This is a genomic window from Streptococcus sp. 3.1, assembly GCF_016648915.1.
GTDB lineage: Bacteria > Bacillota > Bacilli > Lactobacillales > Streptococcaceae > Streptococcus > Streptococcus salivarius_E.
On sequence record NZ_JACLQV010000004.1, the window covers coordinates 166,000 to 187,194 of the forward strand.

Below are 21,195 nucleotides of genomic sequence, written 5' to 3' on the forward strand. Positions count from 1 at the left end.
ATAACTCTAGTCTCATAAGACTAACCTTATGCCCATAATAGATTTCAAAAAACAAGTCTAAGATACATGGTTAAGCCTTTTATATGTTAGAAATCGTTTCCAAAAAACGTTCAGATTTTTTAAAAAGTACACAGAAATTCCGATGTTTAGCCGTTTTAGCTCTTCCTTCATTAAAGGACTGAGCATAATTTAAAGCTAAAGTAAGCAGTTTATTGAGGAATCTATTAATCAAACTCATTGTTTGCTTACAATCTGCTTGGCATATCAAGAGATAGTAATAAAGAAAAGCACTTGAAACAAAATGTTTCAAGTGCTTAAAAGTGGTGAGACTGGGAAGGTACCTACTGAATTTTAATCCAAAAGCATCTAGGATAGTCCCAAAATCACATTTTCTTCTGCCCCTTATCGTTTTCTGACCCAAGCTCCAGTATTGGCGTCATAGTAACGACGTTGGCCTTTAACCCAAACGTAACGGCCTTTGACCTGACGGCCAGAAGCGTCAAAGTAGAGGTGTTGACCGTTGATGACTTGTTCTCCGGTTACAGCTTGGCCTGAGGCGTTAAAGCAATACCAAACACCGCGAGAAACTTGGATAAAGCGATTGGTTACGGCTTCACCACTATTGGCATCAAAGTAGTATTTCTTGCCTCTGTATGTCAGAAGTTTCCCTTTAGCTTGGACACCGTTACCTTCAAAGTAGTAAAGTTTACCATTAATATGTTGAAGACCAACTACCTTTTGACCATTTTGGTTGAGGTAAGCCCATTTGTTGGCACCAACTTGGACAAAGCGGTTGGTTACGGCCTGACCTGAGTCACCATCATAGTAACGGCCGTTGGCCCAGGCACCCTTGACTTGACTATAATCATTGTTGAAATAATAGTGATTACCGTTGATGACCTGAGCACCTTTAACCAGTTTACCATTGCCATCGACATAGTACCACTTGTTGTTTTCCGTCACAAAGCGTGAGCGAGCAATTTCACCGCTATCACCATCAAGGAAGTAACGTTGGTTATTGATTGTGACAAAGTGTCCCTTAACCTGACGGCCTTCATTGTCAAAGTAATACTGCTTACCGTTAATGGTTTGGAGTCCTGTCACGGCATAACCGTTGCTATCGAGGTAATACCAAGCCTTGTTCTCAGGATTTTGCGCAAATCGGTTGACCGCGAGATTTCCTGTATCTGGGATGAAGTAACGCGTGCGGCCGTCTGCAAAGCGGATGAACTTGTCTTTGGCTTGAATACCAGTCTTTTCATCAAAATAGAAGGTTGTGCCATACATGTCGTGGAGGCCACGATACATTTGACCGTTGCCATCGAAATAGCGAACATCTTGGCGAGGACCCGCAAAGTCATAGAATCCATTAAAGGCCTGAACCCCTTTAGGATCGTAGTAATAGACGTGACCATCACTGCCTTGGCGAAGGACATGACGTAGCTGGAGACCATTGTCTAGGAAGAAGTATTTCTTGCCATCAATGACCTGTTCACCTGTGACCATGTTGCCGTTCTTATCAAAGTAATACCACTGGTTAGCACCGACTTGAATGAAGGTGTTCTTGGCAAGGTAGCCACTCGTTGAGAAGTATTGGACCTTGTCTCCCACCCTACGGAAACCAGTTGCTGTGATTTCAGTCATTTGTTTAGGAAGGAAGGTTTGACCTGCTTTAAGGCTGAAGTATTGATTTGTAGCATTATCTTGCAAGACATAGCGAGCCCCAGTACCTTGGATATTGCTTCCATTGAAATACTTGGCTGACCATTGCGTGATTTTCTCATTGGTTGTCAATTTACGGCCGTTTGAAATCTGCACGCGCTCAAAGATTGCAGGGTATTTAGCTTTCAACTCATCAAGGAAGGCACCACCATACTTGCCTTGGAAGTCATTTCCAAAGGTACGTGTTTTAGCTGCGTAGAGACTATTGTAGATTTCAGCATTTGGACGTGGTGTCCCGTAGCTGTTGGTACGTGAGGCTGTTACCACTTCTTTTCCAGGAAGGTTGTAAATTTGGTCTGGAACCCAGTCAGCAATGGCTGAGATACCTTCAGCGTGAAGGGCACGAAGGGCATCCATGAGGTCTTTGAGCGAACCGTATTTGTTGTTCTTGCTCATGGCAATATCGTAACGGTCTTCGAAGGCATAGCCATTTTCAATGATAGAATCTAAGAAAGTGCCGTCTTGGCTAGACACGTATTGTGGCGCAAATTCAAAGGAAGTAATTCCCCACTCTTTGAAGAGTTTGGCGTTTTGTGCAATGACATGGTTGGTATACTGACTTGGGGTCTTAACGAAGTCTTGGAAGTTTGAGAAGCCTTCATAGATGACCTGTGAGTCGAGAGCTGCTGAGGATTCAAAGACCTGCTCACCCTTCTTAGTCGTCGAAGCCTTGGTGCGGGCATCTTGGTTTTCTGAAGCACCTACTGGCACCCAAACCGCTAAATAGCCTGAAACTTCAACAGTTGAATGACCAGTAATATCGTCTGCCGTGAAGGTCAAGTTCCCTTGATTGTCCGTATAGCGAACCAATCCAGCTGGGACATCAGAATCCTTGAAGTAGGTCGCAAGCCCTGTCGATTTGCTGAGAAGTAATGGACGATAGGCTTGATTTTTGTGGGCAGATCCCATATTAACCACCAGACGGTCATTTGCTCCCAATTTCATATCTGGACGATTGGCTGTGAGGACCAGCATTCCTTGGTTACGTGTTTCAGCAGTACCAAGCTGATTAACTTCTTCTGCACCCTTACCATAACGCACAGATGACATGATTTCATAGCCGTTATGCTTAGTAACCTTCATGTCTTGGCCACCTGCTACATATTTGATGCGAGCACGGAGCAGAGCATCAATGGCATTATAGTATGGTGATTTTTCAGCCATGTATTGGCCATCGTCGGTAAAAAGATCACCGTAGTAAACACGAGTGATACTGTCCTTGTTGGTCAACATTGTGGCATAGGCAGCTGGGATATTGTACTGAGTGTACTTTTTATCAGCCTTGCGCATGTCCGCATTGTAGATTTCGAAGGCCTGTTTGAGCTCATCCATGGTGAAGGTGAAACCATCTGTTTTTGGATTAATCTGCTTACTGATGATATTAGCCAAAACAGCTTGCACTTCACTATCATGGGCACGCACGAAAATGTAGTTGGCATCACGAGGTGTGTGTTTCTGCTCACTTGAACGGTTGTTAAGAGAGTTAGTAATCACACGCTCCAAGCTGCCACGGTAATTGCTCTTACGCAAAAAAGTCGTCAAAAGCGTTTCACGTAGCGGATTGTCAATGGACAACTGAGCACCCTTGGTATCCTTGTTGTATTGATGGTCGTTGTAGGACCAAGCTTCAAGGATTGACAAGTGAGCAATAGCGTTGGCTTCATTATCAGCTACACGGTATTTTTCCTTGAAGTAGTCAGAAGCAATCTGCAAGAGGTCCGCATCCACATTGTCCACCGCATCGATACGAACACCGTCAAAGTTGGCGCTTGGATCATTGCCAAGGATAGAACCAATGTTCATGATGTAGTGGAGCCAGTTTAGTTGCTCAGCCTGAACAGCTGGGTTAGAGTTGTCGATATCGTTAGCCAAGAGCAACTCGTAACCACCATTTGAACGGTCGATATGGTATTTGCGTGTCCCTGTTTGGTTAGTCGGTGTGCGGTTCATGAGACGGAAATCTGAATTGGCATGACTTGTCCTACTATTATTGAGGAAGGTCAGAGCGCCTCCTTGCAAGTGGTCCTTACCAACTAAAAGATTGTCCTCACTCTCAGAGTTCCAGCCAGGCTGTGTTTTGATGAAGTCTGACATCAACTGACGAAGCCAAGTGGTATTGCCCTCACGACCGATACGTTCCTCGATTTTAACTTGAATCAAGTCAGCAGCAGATGCTAAGTCGTAACTCATCATATCTGTCGTATAGGTCTTATCACTAAAACCTTGTTGACTCATATAGTTGAGGTAGTTGACCTGTGTCACCTTGTCTGGCCACCAAGTCATCAAAAGGGGACGATAATCTTTCTCAGTTGAAGCTGTCCAATTTTTTCCATCCTTCAATATCTGTTTTGGACGGTACCAACTATCAGCCGTCAAGAAATTGTCCAAGTGTTCGAAACTCTTGCTTGATGTGTCGTAGGCTTGGTTGTAAACCGCATTGATAGAGTTATTTGGAATGGCATCGGCACGATACAAAGGTTTACTTTGATCTACCATAGCCCCAGTCTCATCGAAATAATAAAGACGCCCATCAAGTTCAATGGCTGCGTTCTTTTTCACAACGCCATTTTCAACATAGTACTGCTTGCCATCAATAATCTTCAAATTCGAAGCTACTGGTTTATAGTCAAGACTTGGCTGATTTGGTTGGACCGGCTTGTTAGGTTGAGACGGTTGACTTGGTTGAACAGGTTTATTGGGTTGATTTGGCTGCGTTACAATGGTCACATTGGGTTTTGTGCCATTTGGACTTGTCACCGTCACGTTTGGCTTAGGAGTGTTTGGCCCTGTGATAATGGTTACATTTGGTGTCGTACCGCTGGCCGTAATCGTAATGTTAGTGTTGCGGTTGGCATTGATACGAATAGTGCTATCAGCAGCGCGTGTGGCGATTGATGGTGCAGCATTGGTCAAGACTCTAGGTCTTGCTTGTTCTGTCACACTTGGAGTAGACTGAGCACTTGTTTGCACACTTTCAGTCTCAATTCTTTGGCTGGTTTGAACCTCAGTCTTTTTCTGATTTTGACTGTTTGCTTTAGCTGTTGCATGCGACGTTGCTACACGACGCCCACCACTGCGAGTTGCTTTGTGGCTAGGAGTAACTGAAGATTCCGATTGTCCTACCTGATTACTCGGCGTATCTGACTGTGATCTTTCTTGAACAGTTGCCTGTGTTGTTGCCTGACCTTGTGAGACCTGTTCCGTAGTCAGTGTCTCTTGGGCACTAGCTTGAGTTTGCGAAGAAACTGCCACTTCTTGATCGATAACTTGACTGCTTTGTGCTTGAGCAGTTGCCTCTTGAGCGACCGCACTTGTCGTCGCCTGAGAGCTTGTTTCGTGACTTACGCTGGCTGTTGCTACTGCTGCCACACTTGCTTGAGCACTAGCTTGCTCAGTAACAGTTGTTGTCGTCACTAGACTGGCAGTACCATCCTCACTCAGTTGCTGCAAGCCGTCACCATTAGGTGCGCTCGTCTCATCGGCTTCTACTTTTCCTTGAGCTAGGAGGCTTCCACCCGCCAAGGCAACCATTGAGAGGGTAGTCACCCCGATAGTTACCCAGTTTTTCTTAACCTTATGTAGTTTAAAACGTACCTTATTTTCCATCTATAACAATCATCCTTTTTTTCTATTGTTTTCTCTACTCTATGATATATTCAGACAAATTACAAATAGGAAAAAGTCATCTTATTTTCATGAATCTCTGCCGGACGCTTCCTATTATTAACTTTGATTTGTAAAAATGAGACCTTACACCATATGTAAGGTCCTAAATAGAGTTTTTTTGCTTCTCAAACTCCTTCAAGTGCTTATCTTCAAAGGCTTTTGAAGATTAAAGCAAGCTTCAATTAACCTTAAGAGATAGCAAAACTATGAGAGAAGTAGCCCCTAAAAAGACAATTCTGAAAAGAAAATTTTAGATAGAAAGACTCTATTTTTTCATCTGACTAAGATCGTGGTCTGTCTATGAGGAACAAAAATTAAAAATATAAATGATTTACACAGGTGAATTCTTATTTGACTAACGAAACTAAATATAGAATCTTTTATGTCAGTTCTTTAACATTTTTGATAATTCCGTTAGTTTCTGTTGTTTATTCTTAAAAAAGGATTATAATGAAGCTAGGTGAATATGTAAGCGTTTTAATTTTGCTTTAAAGGACACTTGGGGGATTATCTAAAAGATTGACATTAGTTACCTAATGCCTAAATAAGGATTATAGTAGGATAACCATTCCTGAGTCACTTTGAACCATCAAACTAGGGCTCATAAAAAGAATACAGCATCATTTCAAACTAGAGCTCTAGAGGGGACGCCTCATACTAGTAAGCTCTAGTTTTTTGTGTCTTAGAAGCCCAAAATAAACGAGATCTTCCATGCTTAGAAAGGAGGAAAATTCCGAACGGCTCTCGTTTTTCTAGAATCATTTCGTCAGGACTCATGTTTGCCTCGAACAGTCTCGTAATATAGAAATTGAGGAGGCTTGGAGAAATAAGGATTGTCACAAAAAGATTAACTTACATCGTTAGGGACTCCTCCCCAATGCTCACTTTTCATAAACTCTCATGACAGCCCTTATTTTGCAGTATGTAAAAAGTTTAAAATGAAAGGAGAATTACCATGGAAAAGAAAGTACATTTTAAACTTCACAAAGTTAAAAAACATTGGGTAACTATTGCAGTGACAGGACTTGCTTTGGGATTGAGTTTTGCAGGACTCAGCTACGCTTCAGCTGAAGAACAACCTACACCTGTTAATGAAGCAACTGTTGAAGCCATCATCAAAGAAGGCGCTATTGACGTTGAGGCTCCAGCAAGTAATGAAGCCACAACTAAACCTGTAGAAAACACAGCTGCTACCGCTTCGAGCGAGGTTGCCACTGTGTCAGAAACACCAGTGGTCACCTCTGAAGGGGCTTCAACAGAAACAGTCTCTGAAAAACCAAGCTCTGAAGTCACAAGCACAGCTAGTTCGGAAGCAGCTAATTCTGAAACTACACATTCTGAGGTAAGTGCAACGACTAGTGAGAGTGTTACAACTGAGAATTCGTCACCAACAACTAGTGATACTGATACCCCTAATTCTCAAGTTCCCTCTGCTGAAAATAATATCACTGGCGGTCACTACTACAGTGATAAACAGGGGAATTGGTACTATGAAGATGCTAATGGGAAAAAACTTACTGGAGACCAAACGATTGATAACGTAAGAGTCTCCTTCTGGGAGGACGGAAAACAAATTAAAGGACCACAAATCGTAAATTACAAACTATACCGTTATTTTGATGATAATACTGGTCAACTACAAACCAAACGTTATCTAGAATATAAGGGAAACTGGTACTATGTTGACAAGGATGGTATTCCTCTCAAGGGGGAACAAACCATTGAGAGGCAAGAAGTTTATTTTGATTATGACGGAACTCAAGTCAAAGGAGACTTTAGTGAAAAGTATTCTGGTAATCTTGATAAGATGCACTATTATGACCCTAACACCGGAGCTAGAGTTAGAAAAGAAGGTCTCGTTCAAGATAAAGAAGGAAGAACCTTTTTTATCAATAATGACGGTTCTAAATATACAGGAACTCGTATGATTGATGGTAATCTTTATTATTTCGAAATCAACTCTGGTGTCATGCAAAAAGGAATCAGCATAGAGCTAGAAGATGGAAAGACTCTTCCAACTTCTAATAAATATGGAACGCCCACAAACATTACCCGTCGTTACTATTTTGACTCAGAAACCGGTCAGTTAGTCAAAAAACAAACAATTAAAGAACATGATAAATGGTACTACTACGGTGATGATGGAAATGCTATTCGTCCTAAAGATGGGGAAACCCTTATTAATGGACAAATCGTCTATCTCTACTCAAACGGCCGTCAAGCTAAAGGAGAACTTGTTCTTGATAATGGGGTCCTCCGTTACTATGATCCTGATTCTGGAGCTCGTGTTGTAAATACAAGCCTAACGATCAATGGGATGACTTATAACTTTGATGAAAATGGAATTGGTAAAGATGCTCCAAACCCTAACGGCTACTATAGCGATGAACAGGGTAACTGGTATTATAAGAATGCAAGCGGAGAAAACCTTATCGGTTCCCAAATCATTAAGGGACAAAGAGTATTCTTCCGGGATAATGGACAACAAGTCAAAGGGGCCTATTTAGATATATATAATGACCTTAAAGGTTACTACGATATCAATACAGGAAATCTCGTAACCAATCGTTACGTTGAAGTTAATGGTAATTGGTACTATGTTAATAAATACGGTAGCCCACTAAAAGGGGCCTACATTATTGATGGACAAGATGTTATGTTCGATCCCCATGATGGTAAACAGATTAAAGGAGGATTTGTAAGAGATCCGAAGTTTATCTCCAAATATTATTACATGCCTAAGTACTACTATGATAAAGACAATGGTTGCAAAGTAACCCATGCAGGCTTTGTTAATGAAAATGATTCAACCTACTACCTTGATGATAAAGGACAAATAGTTCTTGGGCTTCAGGAAATTAATGGCGATTTCTATTACTTCCGTCCAGAAAATACGTATAAACACTATGACATTGGAGAAATGTTACGAGATCGTTTTATCTATGAAAATAATAAGGTCTATTATGTTGATCATAGTGGTAAAATCTTGAAAAATCGCTTTTTCGAACGTAATGGAACTGGAACTTGGTATTATTTTACAAAAGATGGTACAGCTGCAACAGGAGAAGTTGAAATTAATGGTCAAAAACTATACTTTGATAATCCTTGGGGTTTTCAGACCAAAGGAAGGGTTGCTCAAAACGGTAAATTCTATGACAAAGATTCTGGTGAACTAGTGACCAATACTTTTAAAGAAGTATTGACTTCCGTTGGTAGTACCATAAATGGCGAAATTTTATATGCAAAGGACTGGTATTACCTTGATAGGGAAGGCCGACCACTAAAAGGACCTCAAACACTTGATTATGTCAAAATGTACTTCTTCCCTAATGGAGCACAGGTTAAGGGACGTTTTGCTCCTGATGGACACTACTATGATAAGGATACTGGTGCACTTGTAACAAACCGTTACGTCCATATCTATAACTGGAAATTTCAAGATAAATACGGTAATCCTGTCGATAACTTTTTTATCAAGTACCCACATAATTTTATTTTTGGTCTCAATGATAACACAATACCAGTAGACATTAGTCACTACCCACTTTCAAGCAAAGACTTCGATTGTGAGGACTATTTCTACTACGTTGATGTCAATGGTGATAAAGTTACCGGTGAACAAACCATTGACAATGTCCCAGTCTACTTCCACAGTAACGGTAAACAAGCCAAAGGTGAACTAGTCACCGTTGATGGTAAAATCCACTACTACGATGCCAACTCAGGTGCCCGTTTGTCAAATATTGACATTACTATTAAAGGGCAAACCTATCACTTTGATGCGGATGGAAACGGAACACCAATTAGTTAATGAAGTTATAAATACTCCTTCTTAAAATGACAGTTTAAAATGAAAGGAGAATTATCATGGAAAAGAAAGTACATTTTAAACTTCACAAAGTTAAAAAACATTGGGTAACTATTGCAGTGACAGGACTTGCTTTGGGTTTGAGTTTTGCAGGACTCAGCTATGCTTCAGCTGAAGAACAACCTACCCCCGTTAATGAAGCAACTGTTGAAACCATCATCAAAGAAGGTGCTATTAACGTCGATGCTCCAGCAAGTAATGAAGCCACAGCTAAACCTACAGAAAATACAGCAGCTACCGCTTCAAGCGAAGCTGCCACAGTGTCAGAAACACCAGTGGTCACCTCTGAAGGGGCTTCAACAGAAACTATTTCTGAAAAACCAAGCTCTGAAGTCACAAGTACAGCTAGTTCGGAAGCATCTAATTCTGAAACTACACATTCTGAGGTAAGTGCAACGACTAGTGAAAGTGTTACAGCTGAGAATTCGTCACCAACAACTAGTGATACTGATACCCCTAATTCTCAAGTTCCCTCTGCTGAAAAGAATATCACGGGTGGTCAATGGTATAGTGATGAACAAGGCAATTGGCATTACAAAAAAGATGACAAGGATCTGACAGGTCCAAACCTAATTGATGGACAGCATGTCTATTTTGACAAGGATGGTAAACAGGTCAAAGGAAACTTTGCCCAAGATGGACATTATTATGATGGTGAACTTGGACATCTAACAACTGAATCTTTTGTTACTACTGGCGATAACCACTGGTATTATGTAGATAAGACAGGTGAAAAAGTGACTGGCCTTCAAGAAATTGGAGACAAAACTTACCACTTTAATGACAAGGGGCTTCAAACAAAAGGGCAAAGAGTGGTTGTTGATGGAAAAGGATATTATTTCCATCCTGAAAATGGCGAACTTTGGAATAATAAGATTGCCCTCTACCATAGTACTCGCTACATTAACGGAACCAGCGACGACATTTATTACTACTATGACAATGACGGTAATATTTACACTGGCCCTAAAACCATCGACGGTAAAGAGTACTACTTCCAACCAGACATGGTCTATTATTCTAAATTCAAGAATCCTGATGGTACTGAAAGTTATTACAATGAACAGGGACAAAAAGTCTATAATGGCTGGGGTAAAATCAGATACATGTACCTGAGAGGATACCTCTGGACACCTTCTGTTTATGCTGATGAAAATGGACATGTTGTCCATGGATTCAAGCGAATTAATGGACAACTCTACTATTTTGATGAATCTGGTTCACTAAGAGATGATGTCCCTGGCAGCCCAAACCCACTGTTCCAAGTTGATGGAAACTGGTACTATGCTCAGTTTTCTAAATACATTAACGGCGTAAGAGGTGCTATCCTCACCAATGCTTTCACTTTTATTGCTGTAGATGATAGATACCCAACATCAATTGCAGATGAAAATGGTAAATTGACTCCAGTTACAGCCAAAAATAGTTATGTTACTGCTGGAGGTAAATGGTACTATGTTGATAAATCTAGTTATCCTTTAAAGGGCGAACAAGTGATAGATTATGTCAATGTCTACTTCCGTGATGACTATTCTCAAGTTAAAGGTGACTTTGCGCCAAACGGCCATTATTATGATAAAGATAGTGGAGCCCTCGTTACCAACCGTTATGTCGAAAAAGATGGCAAGTGGTACTATGTCAATGATAAGGGCGATAAATTAATTGGTGCTCAAACTATAGATGGTGTAGAAGTCTATTTTGATAAAGACGGTGTCCAAGCCAAAGGTATTTTTGCCAATGCTGATCATTTTTATGACAAAGACACAGGTGCTGCTGTCCGAGACCAAATCGTCGAAGTCGATGGCAAACGCTATTATGTTGGTCAAGATGGTAGAAAAGTTTACTCAGGAACACATATTGTTCATGGTGAAGAAGTGAATCTTATCGTTGGAGATGGTCATCAAGGCTTCGGAGAATTCACATACTACGCAGATAGTGGAGACTATATCGGATTTGATGGTAAAAAGGTCACAAAAGCTGGTTTCGTTAAAACCAAAGATAATCACTGGTATTATTTAGACGGTAAGGGAAACAAATTAGTCTCCGTTCAAGTTATCGATGGCGAACTCTACTACTTTGGACTTCCTACTCGTAAATACTACTACGGAATGCAAAGTAGAGGTGAGCTCATCTATGCGTATTACAGTGATACTATCCCTAACAGTAGCCACATCTACTATCTGGATGAAGCAACAGGCGCTGCTCTTAAAAATCAATACCATGAATGGGAAGGTAGTTGGTATTACTTTGGTCCAAACTGGTACGCCTTGACCGGTGAACAAACTATTGACAATGTTCCAGTCTACTTCCACAGTAACGGTAAACAAGCCAAAGGTGAACTAGTCACCGTCGATGGTAAAATCCACTACTACGATGCTAACTCAGGTGCCCGTTTGTCAAATATTGACATTACTATCAAAGGGCAAACCTATCATTTTGATGCGGATGGAAACGGAACACCAATTAGTTAATGAAGTTATAAATACTCCTTCTCAATAATGACAGTTTACAATGAAAGGAGAATTATCATGGAAAAGAAAGTACATTTTAAACTTCACAAAGTTAAAAAACATTGGGTAACTATTGCAGTGACAGGACTTGCTTTGGGATTGAGTTTTGCAGGTCTCAACTATGCTTCAGCTGAAGAACAACCTACCCCTGTTAATGAAGCAACTGTTGAAGCCACCATCAAAGAAGGCGCTATTGACGTCGATGCTCCAGCGACTAGTGAAGCCACAACTAAACCTACAGAAAATACAGCTGCTACCGCTTCGAGCGAAACTGCCACAGTGTCAGAAACACCAGTAGCTAGCTCTGAAGTGGCTTCAACAGAAATTGTTTCTGAAAAACCAAGCTCTGAAGTCACAAGCACAGCTAGTTCGGAAGCATCTAATTCTGAAACTGTTCATTCTGAGGTAAGTGCAACAAATACACCTACAAACAACGAAAACCTCATCATAAGTACTTCTCCTGATAAAACAACTTTAGATACCTCACAAAAAGATGGCGATTTCACCATCACTGTTGAAGCGGAAGGTATCACAAAAAAGACAGATAAAAGAGAGAGTTTCGTTTCAGATGCAAATGGTGTTACCTATTATGTAGATACAAAAGGGCAGCTGGTTACTGGACCAAAAGAAATCAACGGTTTCCAATATTACTTTAACAATGACGGCACTATGGTAAAAGGGCAGCTTAGGAAAGTTGACGATAAACTCCACTTTTACGATGAAAACGATGGCAAGCTAGTAACAGACCGTTTTATTACATTCAAAGACAGCCACTATATTCCAGAAGAAAACTATAGTAAAGTTGTTTACTTCAATGAACCTGCTTATATCGAACCAAACTATTATGTAATGCCTGGATTAGAACGTTACTATTTCGATAAAAATGGTAACACACTTGAGAAAGGTCGTCAGACAATTTTAGGTGATGACTATTACATCTATGACAATGGCCAAGTTGCTGTTCATAGACTAATGGAATTAGATCACAAACGCTACTACTTTGATGACAAAGGGGCCTTAGCCAAAAACAAACAATTTCCTATCATCGAAAAGGGTCTTCGGAAGTCTATGCCATATGTATTTTATTCAGACCACGATGGGGTGGCTGATTATCTCAATAAACAACTAAACATTGTGACTTATCCGTTCCCAATTTACTATACTCTTCCTTCAGAAAATAATATAGAATATCCAAAAAATCAATTTATGATGGACTACGAAGGTCGTTGGTATTACTTCAACAAAGACGGATTTCCTGTCACTGGACCTAAAACTATTGATGGCTTTGAACTCTACTTCCATGAATCATCTCGCCCAGAAGGACATCAAGCTAAAGGTGAATTTATTAATATTGATAATAAAATCTACTACTTCGACAGAGACAATGGTCGTAAAGTCAAGGATACATCTTTTGAGTTAAACGGTATCCATTATATCGCAGATAAAGAAGGGAACATCACTATCCAAGGTGATTCTAGATTCCATAACCAATATGTCAGCGATGATAAAGGCAACTGGTATTACTACAACTCCGATGGCAATAAACTCATTGGCGAACAAACCATTGATAACGTCAAAGTTTACTTTAAGGACAGTGGAGTCCAAGTTAAAGGACACTTCGCTCCGAATGGTCACTTCTATGACAAGGATAGTGGTGAACTTGTTACCAATGCTTATGTAGAAGACAATGGAAACTGGTACTATGTCGATGAAAATGGTCAAAAACTCATTGGAAACCAAATTGTCGATAGTTATCATGTTTGTTTTGACGGTAATGGTCGTCAACTAAAAGGTGAAGCTAGCTACTCAAATTCAGGTCTACCAAAACATTACTATGATTTGCATAATGGACAAATGGTTATCAACTCTCTTATTCAAATCGATGGTAAGACCTATAAAGCTGATAATGAAGGTAAACTCTCTGAAGTACCATATGCTTTAAACTATCGCAACCAAATTGTTACCGACGAATTTGAAAACAGCTATTATTATGACTACCAAGGAATGATGGTCAAAAATCAATACGTTACTATCTATCACCTAGAGAATGACTATCTTAACCCTAAAATTAAAAAAGTCACCTATTATGCAGGGTATGACGGAAAATTCCTTCACGGTCCCCAAACGATAAATGGTGTTGCTGTTTATTTCAATGTCTATGGTGAACAAATCAAAGACCAGTTCGCAGACGATGGTTACTATTATGATAAAGATACCGGTGCTCGTGTTAATTTAGGAGTCAACCAATCAGTTATGATAAATGGTAAATGGTATTATCTTGACCATAACGGAAAGCGATCTAAAGGTGAGTTTATTAAACAAGGAGGAAACAAATACTACTACGATAAAATTGATGGTGAGCGTGTCATTGGAACACTTTTTGAAGTGAACGATAAACTTTATATTTCAGATCAAGAAGGTGTCATTACTGAAAAGAAAGATGATATCAAAAAAAATGGACTGTTCTATGATGACTACCACAATATCCATTATATGAATGATAATGGTCATCTAGCTAGGAACTTATACGTTCCTTCTAACCACAATGGATTTAGCGATGATACAAAACCATTTTACTATTTTGGTTCCGAAGGAATCGCTTTAAAAGGGGAGCATACTATTAATGGTGAAACAGTATTCTTCGATGAAAATGGAGAGCAAGTAAAAGGAGGTTTCGCAAAAAACGGTAAATATTACGATAAACATACAGGTAACTTAGCAAGAAATACTTTCAGAGAACGTACTGTAAGAATCGCTCGTGAATGGCGTGCTAATGGTATCTCAACTACATTCCGCTACTACCTAGATAATAGTGGCTACAAGGTGTCAGGTTATCAGACTATTAACGGTGAGGACTACTACTTCTACCCTGATGGACCACAGTTAAAAGGGGATTTCGCACCAGATGGTAGATATCACGATAAGGACACCGGAGCTTTAGTCACAAAACGTTATGTTCAAATAAAACCTTGGCATTTTATCACCGACCTAGGTAATGAGCCTATCGACCATAATTATGTTCAAGTATTTCAATTCGATAGATACCCTAGTCTAGCAGACACCTCAACTGGTGCAATTACTAGATATTTTGGTAAAAAATATTCTAATAGTTGGTACTACGTCGATGAAAATAGTCAAAAGGTAACTGGACACAAAACTATCGATAATGTAAAGGTTTACTTTGATAAAGATGGTAAACAAGCTAAAGGTATTGTTGCTGATGATGGTTATTACTATGACAAGAATACTGGTGAACTTGTTGACTTAGGACGTGACAAATTCGTTGACATTGACGGTTATCGTTACTATGTTGGTAGTGATGGTAAATGTTATAAGGGTGAACAAAAGATTGGAGATGATTACTACTATTTTCACGATGATGGTAGACTAGGCTACGATGAATTGCGAACAATTTGGGCGGGAAATGACTACTACTACCATTATTATTACCCAAAAACTGGAAAACGTGCTAAAAATGTTGACATTACTTTTAACCACTCAATTCGTTACAAGGTGAAAGCTGAGCTTGTTCATTTCGATGAAAACGGTGATGGAAGGGTTATTAAATATATTTACGAATAATATTTATTTCACACATATAATTCCAATTTGTCTTTCAATGAAAGGAGAATTATCATGGAAAAGAAAGTACATTTTAAACTTCACAAAGTTAAAAAACATTGGGTAACTATTGCAGTGACAGGACTGGCTTTGGGATTGAGTTTTGCTGGCCTTAACTATGCTTCAGCTGAAGAACAGTCTACCCCTGTTAATGAAGCAACTGTTGAAGCTATCATCAAAGAAGGTGCTATTGACGTCGATGCTCCAGCAACTAGTGAAGCCACAGCTAAAGCTGTAGAAAACACACCTGCTACCGCTTCAAGCGAGGCTGCCACAGTATCAGAAGCACCAGTAGCTGCCTCAGAGGTTGCTTCAACAGAAACTGTTTCTGAAAAACCAAGCTCTGAAGTCTCAAGCACAGCTAGTTCGGAAGCATCTAATTCTGAAACTACACATTCTGATGTAAATGCAACAACTAGTGAGAGTGTTACAGCTGAGAATGTGTCCTCTGTCGGTGATATCCCAAACGAAAATACCACAAGAGGAACTGACCGTTCTGCCTTTACTGAAAAAAGGAATGGATTTGTTACCGAAAAAGAAGAACGTATTGAAACAGAAAACTATCTAGGAAGTCTTATCACTACAAGACATCCTTATTACGTTACTTATTACTACGATAACAATGGTAATAAGCTTATGGGATGGCAAGATATTAATGGTGAACGCTATTATTTCAAAAAAGAGCGAGAACATCCTGGTTTCGAAACCATTGATGGAAAACTCTATTACTTTACAGATAGTGCACGTATGCTCCATGATGAATTTGTTGAAGAAAATGGTCAAACTTACTATCTAGGTAGCGATGGCGTGCGAGTTTCTGGCTTACAAGATATCAAAGGACAAACCTATTACTTTAATCCTGATAGAAACGGTCAACTTAGCTATGGCTTGAACGTGGTCGGAGACAAGCTCTATCTGTTTGGAGATGCTGGCAAAGAAAATGCAGGACAATTAGTTAAAGACACACATCTCAACAACGGTGATTTCCAACTCAATATTGATCCTAATGGTATCGTTACAGTGGCAAATAACCATCCCGCTTTTCTACAAGATAATGGTGGTCACTGGTACTATATGGATAAAGATGGAAAACTTATGACTGGACCACAAACTATTGATGGCTTGACCTATTACTTTGATTCAAATGGTAGACAGGTCAAGGGGGAACGCCGTGAGGTCAATGGTAAATCATATTTCTACGATCCAGATAACGGCGCCCTTGTGACTAATCGCCTCGTCACCTTCAAAGCTGGACGATTCATTCCTGAAGAAAACTATGCTAAAGAAATAAGATTTGACTTTGCTCCTTATGAAAATTATTACAACAATGAACATCCTGAACTCGAACGGTATTATTTAGGTGCCGATGGCCTACCCGTCACAGGATGGCAAACCATCAATGGTAATAAGTACTTTTTCCAAGATGATGGAAACATGGTCGTGCACAGATTTTTCAATAACTATTACTTCTACAATGATGGTACCATTGCTAGAAATAAACGATTGAATATTCCTACACACTATATTATGAGAGAATTTCCAAATATCTATGAATTTGATAATGATGGGGTTGGTAAATTCATTTCTAGTGATTTTAAGGACCTTCGACAAAAGACTGCTTATTTTGTCCAAGATAAAGATGGGTATTGGCATTACTACGACGAAATTGGATGGCCAGTGAAAGGTTCAACAACTGTTGATGGCTATGACATGTATTTCCATTTAGGAACTGGTCGCCAAGCAAAAGGAGAGTTAGTTGATATCAAAGGCAAGGTTTACTATTTTGATAAAGATAACGGTCGAAAAGTCAAAGATACAACTTTTGATTTCGATGGTAAGACCTATGTGGCAGACCAATCTGGTGTCCTCAGCATTAAAAGTCATTCAACTCAACGAAACCGCTATATCAGTGATTCCGAAGGTAACTGGTACTATGTCAATGACAAGGGTTACCTCCTCCTTGGTGCTCAAACCATTGATAACGTCAACGTTTATTTCGGCACCAATGGTGTCCAATACAAAGGCCATTTTGCTCCTGATAATCACTATTACGATAAAGATAACGGTGCTTTAGTAACAGATAGATTAGTTGAGGATGGCGGCAAAGAGTTTTATGTTGATGAAGAAGGAAAGAAGTTTGACGGTACTAAATATTTGGACGGAATTCAGTACTACTTTAGCTACGGCGAAAAAGTGAAAGGTGAGTTTAATTATCCATACCGTGGTGATCATTATTATGACAAAGAGACTGGTGCCCTTGTAACCGGAAAATACTTCGAACATAAGAATAACTGGTATTATGCAAATAGTAAGGGAAATATTCTGACTGGTAGAAGAGTTATCGATGGCAAGCATGTCTACTTCTACGATGATGATTATGGACAATATAAGGGTATACAAGCTAAAGATAAACTCATCATTTTAGGTGGTAAGACTTACTATTATCTTCCTGGCTCTGGTAATCGTGCTGATAATGTAACCTTGACAATCAATCACGTTACTTATTACTTCGATAATGACGGGGTTGGCCATATCCTTCGATAGTCATTTACAAGTGACTATGGTCAATTACCCAACACAAAAGGAAGTCGACCAACTGTCAACTTCCTTTTTCATATCATCAATCACAATCATACAAATAGAACTCGAATATCAACAATTCTTAAACAATTACGATTATCTTGTAAAAAAACTTGTTTGTCATAAAAAAAGTATTATAATAAAGATAGGTGAACATGTAAGCGTTTTACTAAAAACGTTGAAAGTGTACTACAGGGGATTAGGATTAGGAACTTGGCTTTAGACTTCTAACGTCAAAATAATTTTTTATGCATGAAAACTGGTCCTTAGGCACTTTGGCATGATAATCTAAGGCTCTTTTCATACACACATCTGTCTATAATATAAAACTAGAGCTTTAGAGAGAATGCTTCAAACTAACAGCTCTAGTTTTTTGTATTTGAAGACATGTGCATAGGCTGGATTCAATAATAAAACGAAAGGAGAGAAATAAAAGTATTAGGATAAATAAGTAAGATCACCTGTTTCTAGATATAAATTATACAGCATAAGCATATTCTCCTTGCACACATTTGACGTGCTCGCCTATAAAATCGTCTTATGGCCATACCCTGAGAGATTTAGATATGGGGCTCAGTCGTTTTAACAGATCTTCTCACTTTTAACATTTTTCTGACGGCCTAGCTCCTTTATGTTACACACCTAAACATCGGTGTTCATTTTTGAAGGGAGTCTATTATGAATACTGAAATGAATTATCATTGGCAAATGTCCAAGAAACACGTCGTAGCACTTTCCTGCGCAACTGCTCTAGCTACTTTTACTTTAGTCGCACGCCCTACATTTGCGGATGAAGCGAAAACACCTGAAACTTCTAGTCAACCAACTGAGATTCTTGCACCTGCACAAGAAACTGCAGTAACTAATGTTGAGGTCAAAGCACCTACTACAAATCCTATCTCAACTAATACTGAGCTACCTACTAGTACCAGTACGGTTCTTAGTGAAGCTCCTAGTAGTGAAGTCGCATCATCTGAATTAGCAAGCGAATCACCAGTAGAAATCACTTCTGAGCAAGAAATTAGTAATCAAGATAATCAGGCAAATAAAGCTACACCAATTAAAACGGCAACTTCAGAAGCCTCTGCCACAAAGACTTCGTCAGAAAAAGTCACTGAACCTGTTCCTGTCGAAGAAACAAAAACACCTACAAAAAACAGTGAACAACCTGCTCCAATCGATGAAAATGAAAAGCAAGTCACACCTTCTGTAACACTTGAAAATGCACCTCATATTTCTGGTGGACATTATTATAGTGATGATAATGGTAACTGGTATTACAAGGATGCAAATGGCAAAAATCTTGTCGGGCTGAACTATGTGGATAATGTTCCTGTTTACTTTAGCCAAGATGGTATTCAAATCAAAGGTGGTTTTGCAGAGGATGGCCGATACTATGACAAAGATTCTGGTGCTCTTGTAACCAAGGCCTTTAAAGAACTCTTAACTTATATTGGTCGTGATGATATCAACGGTCAAAACATTTATACTACTGATTGGTACTACCTTGATGCCGACGGACGGCCACTTAAAGGTCCTCAAAATATTGGTGGTACAAACATGTACTTCTTCCCTAATGGGGCACAAGTTAAGGGACGTTTTGCACCTGATGGACACTACTATGATAAGGACTCTGGTGCGCTTGTAACTAACAGCTTTGTCCATGTCTACAACTGGAATTATCAAAATCAAGACGGAAATCGTGTGAATCACTTTGTCATCGCCATTCCTAATAATTCAGTCGTTGGACCTAACGGTGAAAACCAATTTTTGGATATGAGTCATTACCCACTTTCTAGCAATGATTTGAATCGCGAAGATTTCTACTATTACGTAGATGATAAGGGGGATAAACTGACAGGACCTCAAACCCTAAACGGCATCCATGTTTACTTCGACCAAAATGGTAGACAACTTAGAGGTGAGTTTGCATTTGACGAAGATGGTACCGTTCATTACTACGATGCGAAAAACGGTGCACGCGCTGAAAATACCATTGTCAGAACCAACACTGGTGCCTTCAAATTCGATGCAAATGGTAATGGACATTTGATGAAACCTGGCGAAGAAATAGATACTCCCGTTACTCCTACACCTACTGTCTCCCTAGACAAGGCACCGCGTGTTTTTGGTGGTCACTATTATAGTGATAACGAAGGCAACTGGTACTACAAGGATGCAAACGGTAAAAACCTCATCGGTCTCAACTTCGTTGACAACATTCCAGTCTACTTTGACAAGGATGGCAAACAAGTCAAAGGACGTTTTGCAGAGGATGGTCGCTATTACGATAAAAACTCTGGTGCACTTGTAACAAAACGCTATCTTGAAACTGAAGATGGCAACTGGGTTTACGTCAATGATAAAGGTGATAAACTCAAGGGAGAACAAACTATCGATGGTGTTAAAGTCTACTTTGATGATTTCACTGGTACACAAGTCAAGGGACATTTTGCACCAAATGGTAAATACTATGACAAAGATTCTGGGGCTCTCGTAACCAATGCTTTTAAAGAAATCTTGACTTATATTGGTCGTGATGACATCAACAATCAAAATATCTATACTACTGCCTGGTATTATCTCGATGCTGATGGGAAACCATTAACAGGACCTCAGACTTTTGGAAATACGAAATTGTACTTCCTTCCTAACGGAGCACAAGTCAAGGGACGCTTCGCGCCAGATGGACACTATTACGACAAAGATTCTGGTGCTCTTGTCACTAATAGCTTTGTTCACGTCTACAATTGGAATTACCGAAATCTCGATGGTGACCGCATCTTCCACTTTACAATCACCATTCCTGGAAATGATATCGTAGGTCAGGATGGACAGTATCCAAGAGAAAGTAAAGATTTAGATCGTGAAGATTTCTACTACTATGTTGATGCTAAAGGGAATAAACTGACAGGACCTCAAACCTTGAATGGCATCCATGTTTACTTCGACCAAAACGGTAGACAACTTAGAGGAGAATTCAAATTTGACGATGACGGAACTGTCCACTATTACGATGCTAAGAATGGAGCACGTGCTGAAAATACCATTGTTAGAACAAACACTGGTGCCTTCAAATTCGATGCTGACGGTAATGGACATTTGATGGGCCCTGGTGAAGTATAAGAATATAATTCAAATAACAACTATTGATATCGCATAATTACTTTGATTTAGGAATCGCTAAAAAGGAAGTCGTTCAAAATCGACTTCCTTTTTCATATCACA

6 protein-coding genes are annotated in these 21,195 nt (G+C 39.6%); 5 read left to right on the forward strand and 1 reads right to left on the reverse strand.

Annotated elements, in window-relative coordinates:
* Positions 1–402: 402 nt before the first annotated feature.
* Positions 403–5,328 (reverse strand): glycoside hydrolase family 70 protein, encoded by a 4,926-nt coding sequence (locus H7U02_RS04080; protein ID WP_073951071.1) that lies wholly within the window; start codon positions 5,326–5,328, stop codon positions 403–405.
* Positions 5,329–6,343: 1,015 nt separating this feature from the next.
* Here H7U02_RS04080 and H7U02_RS04085 point away from each other — a divergent pair.
* The 5 genes from H7U02_RS04085 to H7U02_RS04105 all read left to right on the forward strand — a co-directional run bounded on the left by H7U02_RS04085 (position 6,344) and on the right by H7U02_RS04105 (position 21,093).
* The gene (locus H7U02_RS04085) at positions 6,344–9,199 is read left to right on the forward strand and encodes a KxYKxGKxW signal peptide domain-containing protein (protein ID WP_110981511.1); all 2,856 of its coding nucleotides are present in this window, start codon (positions 6,344–6,346) and stop codon (positions 9,197–9,199) included.
* A gap of 56 nt (positions 9,200–9,255) precedes the next feature.
* Positions 9,256–11,727 carry a KxYKxGKxW signal peptide domain-containing protein gene (locus H7U02_RS04090; protein WP_110981512.1) on the forward strand — a complete coding sequence of 824 codons (2,472 nt, stop codon included), beginning with the start codon at positions 9,256–9,258 and terminating at the stop codon, positions 11,725–11,727.
* 57 nt (positions 11,728–11,784) lie between these two features.
* Positions 11,785–15,348: a KxYKxGKxW signal peptide domain-containing protein gene (locus H7U02_RS04095; protein ID WP_201042836.1), complete on the forward strand. Its 3,564-nt coding sequence runs from the start codon at positions 11,785–11,787 to the stop codon at positions 15,346–15,348.
* 54 nt (positions 15,349–15,402) lie between these two features.
* Positions 15,403–17,931 (forward strand): KxYKxGKxW signal peptide domain-containing protein, encoded by a 2,529-nt coding sequence (locus tag H7U02_RS04100; RefSeq protein WP_195187390.1) that lies wholly within the window; start codon positions 15,403–15,405, stop codon positions 17,929–17,931.
* Positions 17,932–18,645: 714 nt separating this feature from the next.
* On the forward strand, positions 18,646–21,093 hold the full coding sequence (locus H7U02_RS04105; protein WP_201036496.1) for a glucosyl transferase: 2,448 nt from the start codon (positions 18,646–18,648) through the stop codon (positions 21,091–21,093).
* Positions 21,094–21,195: the final 102 nt, after the last annotated feature.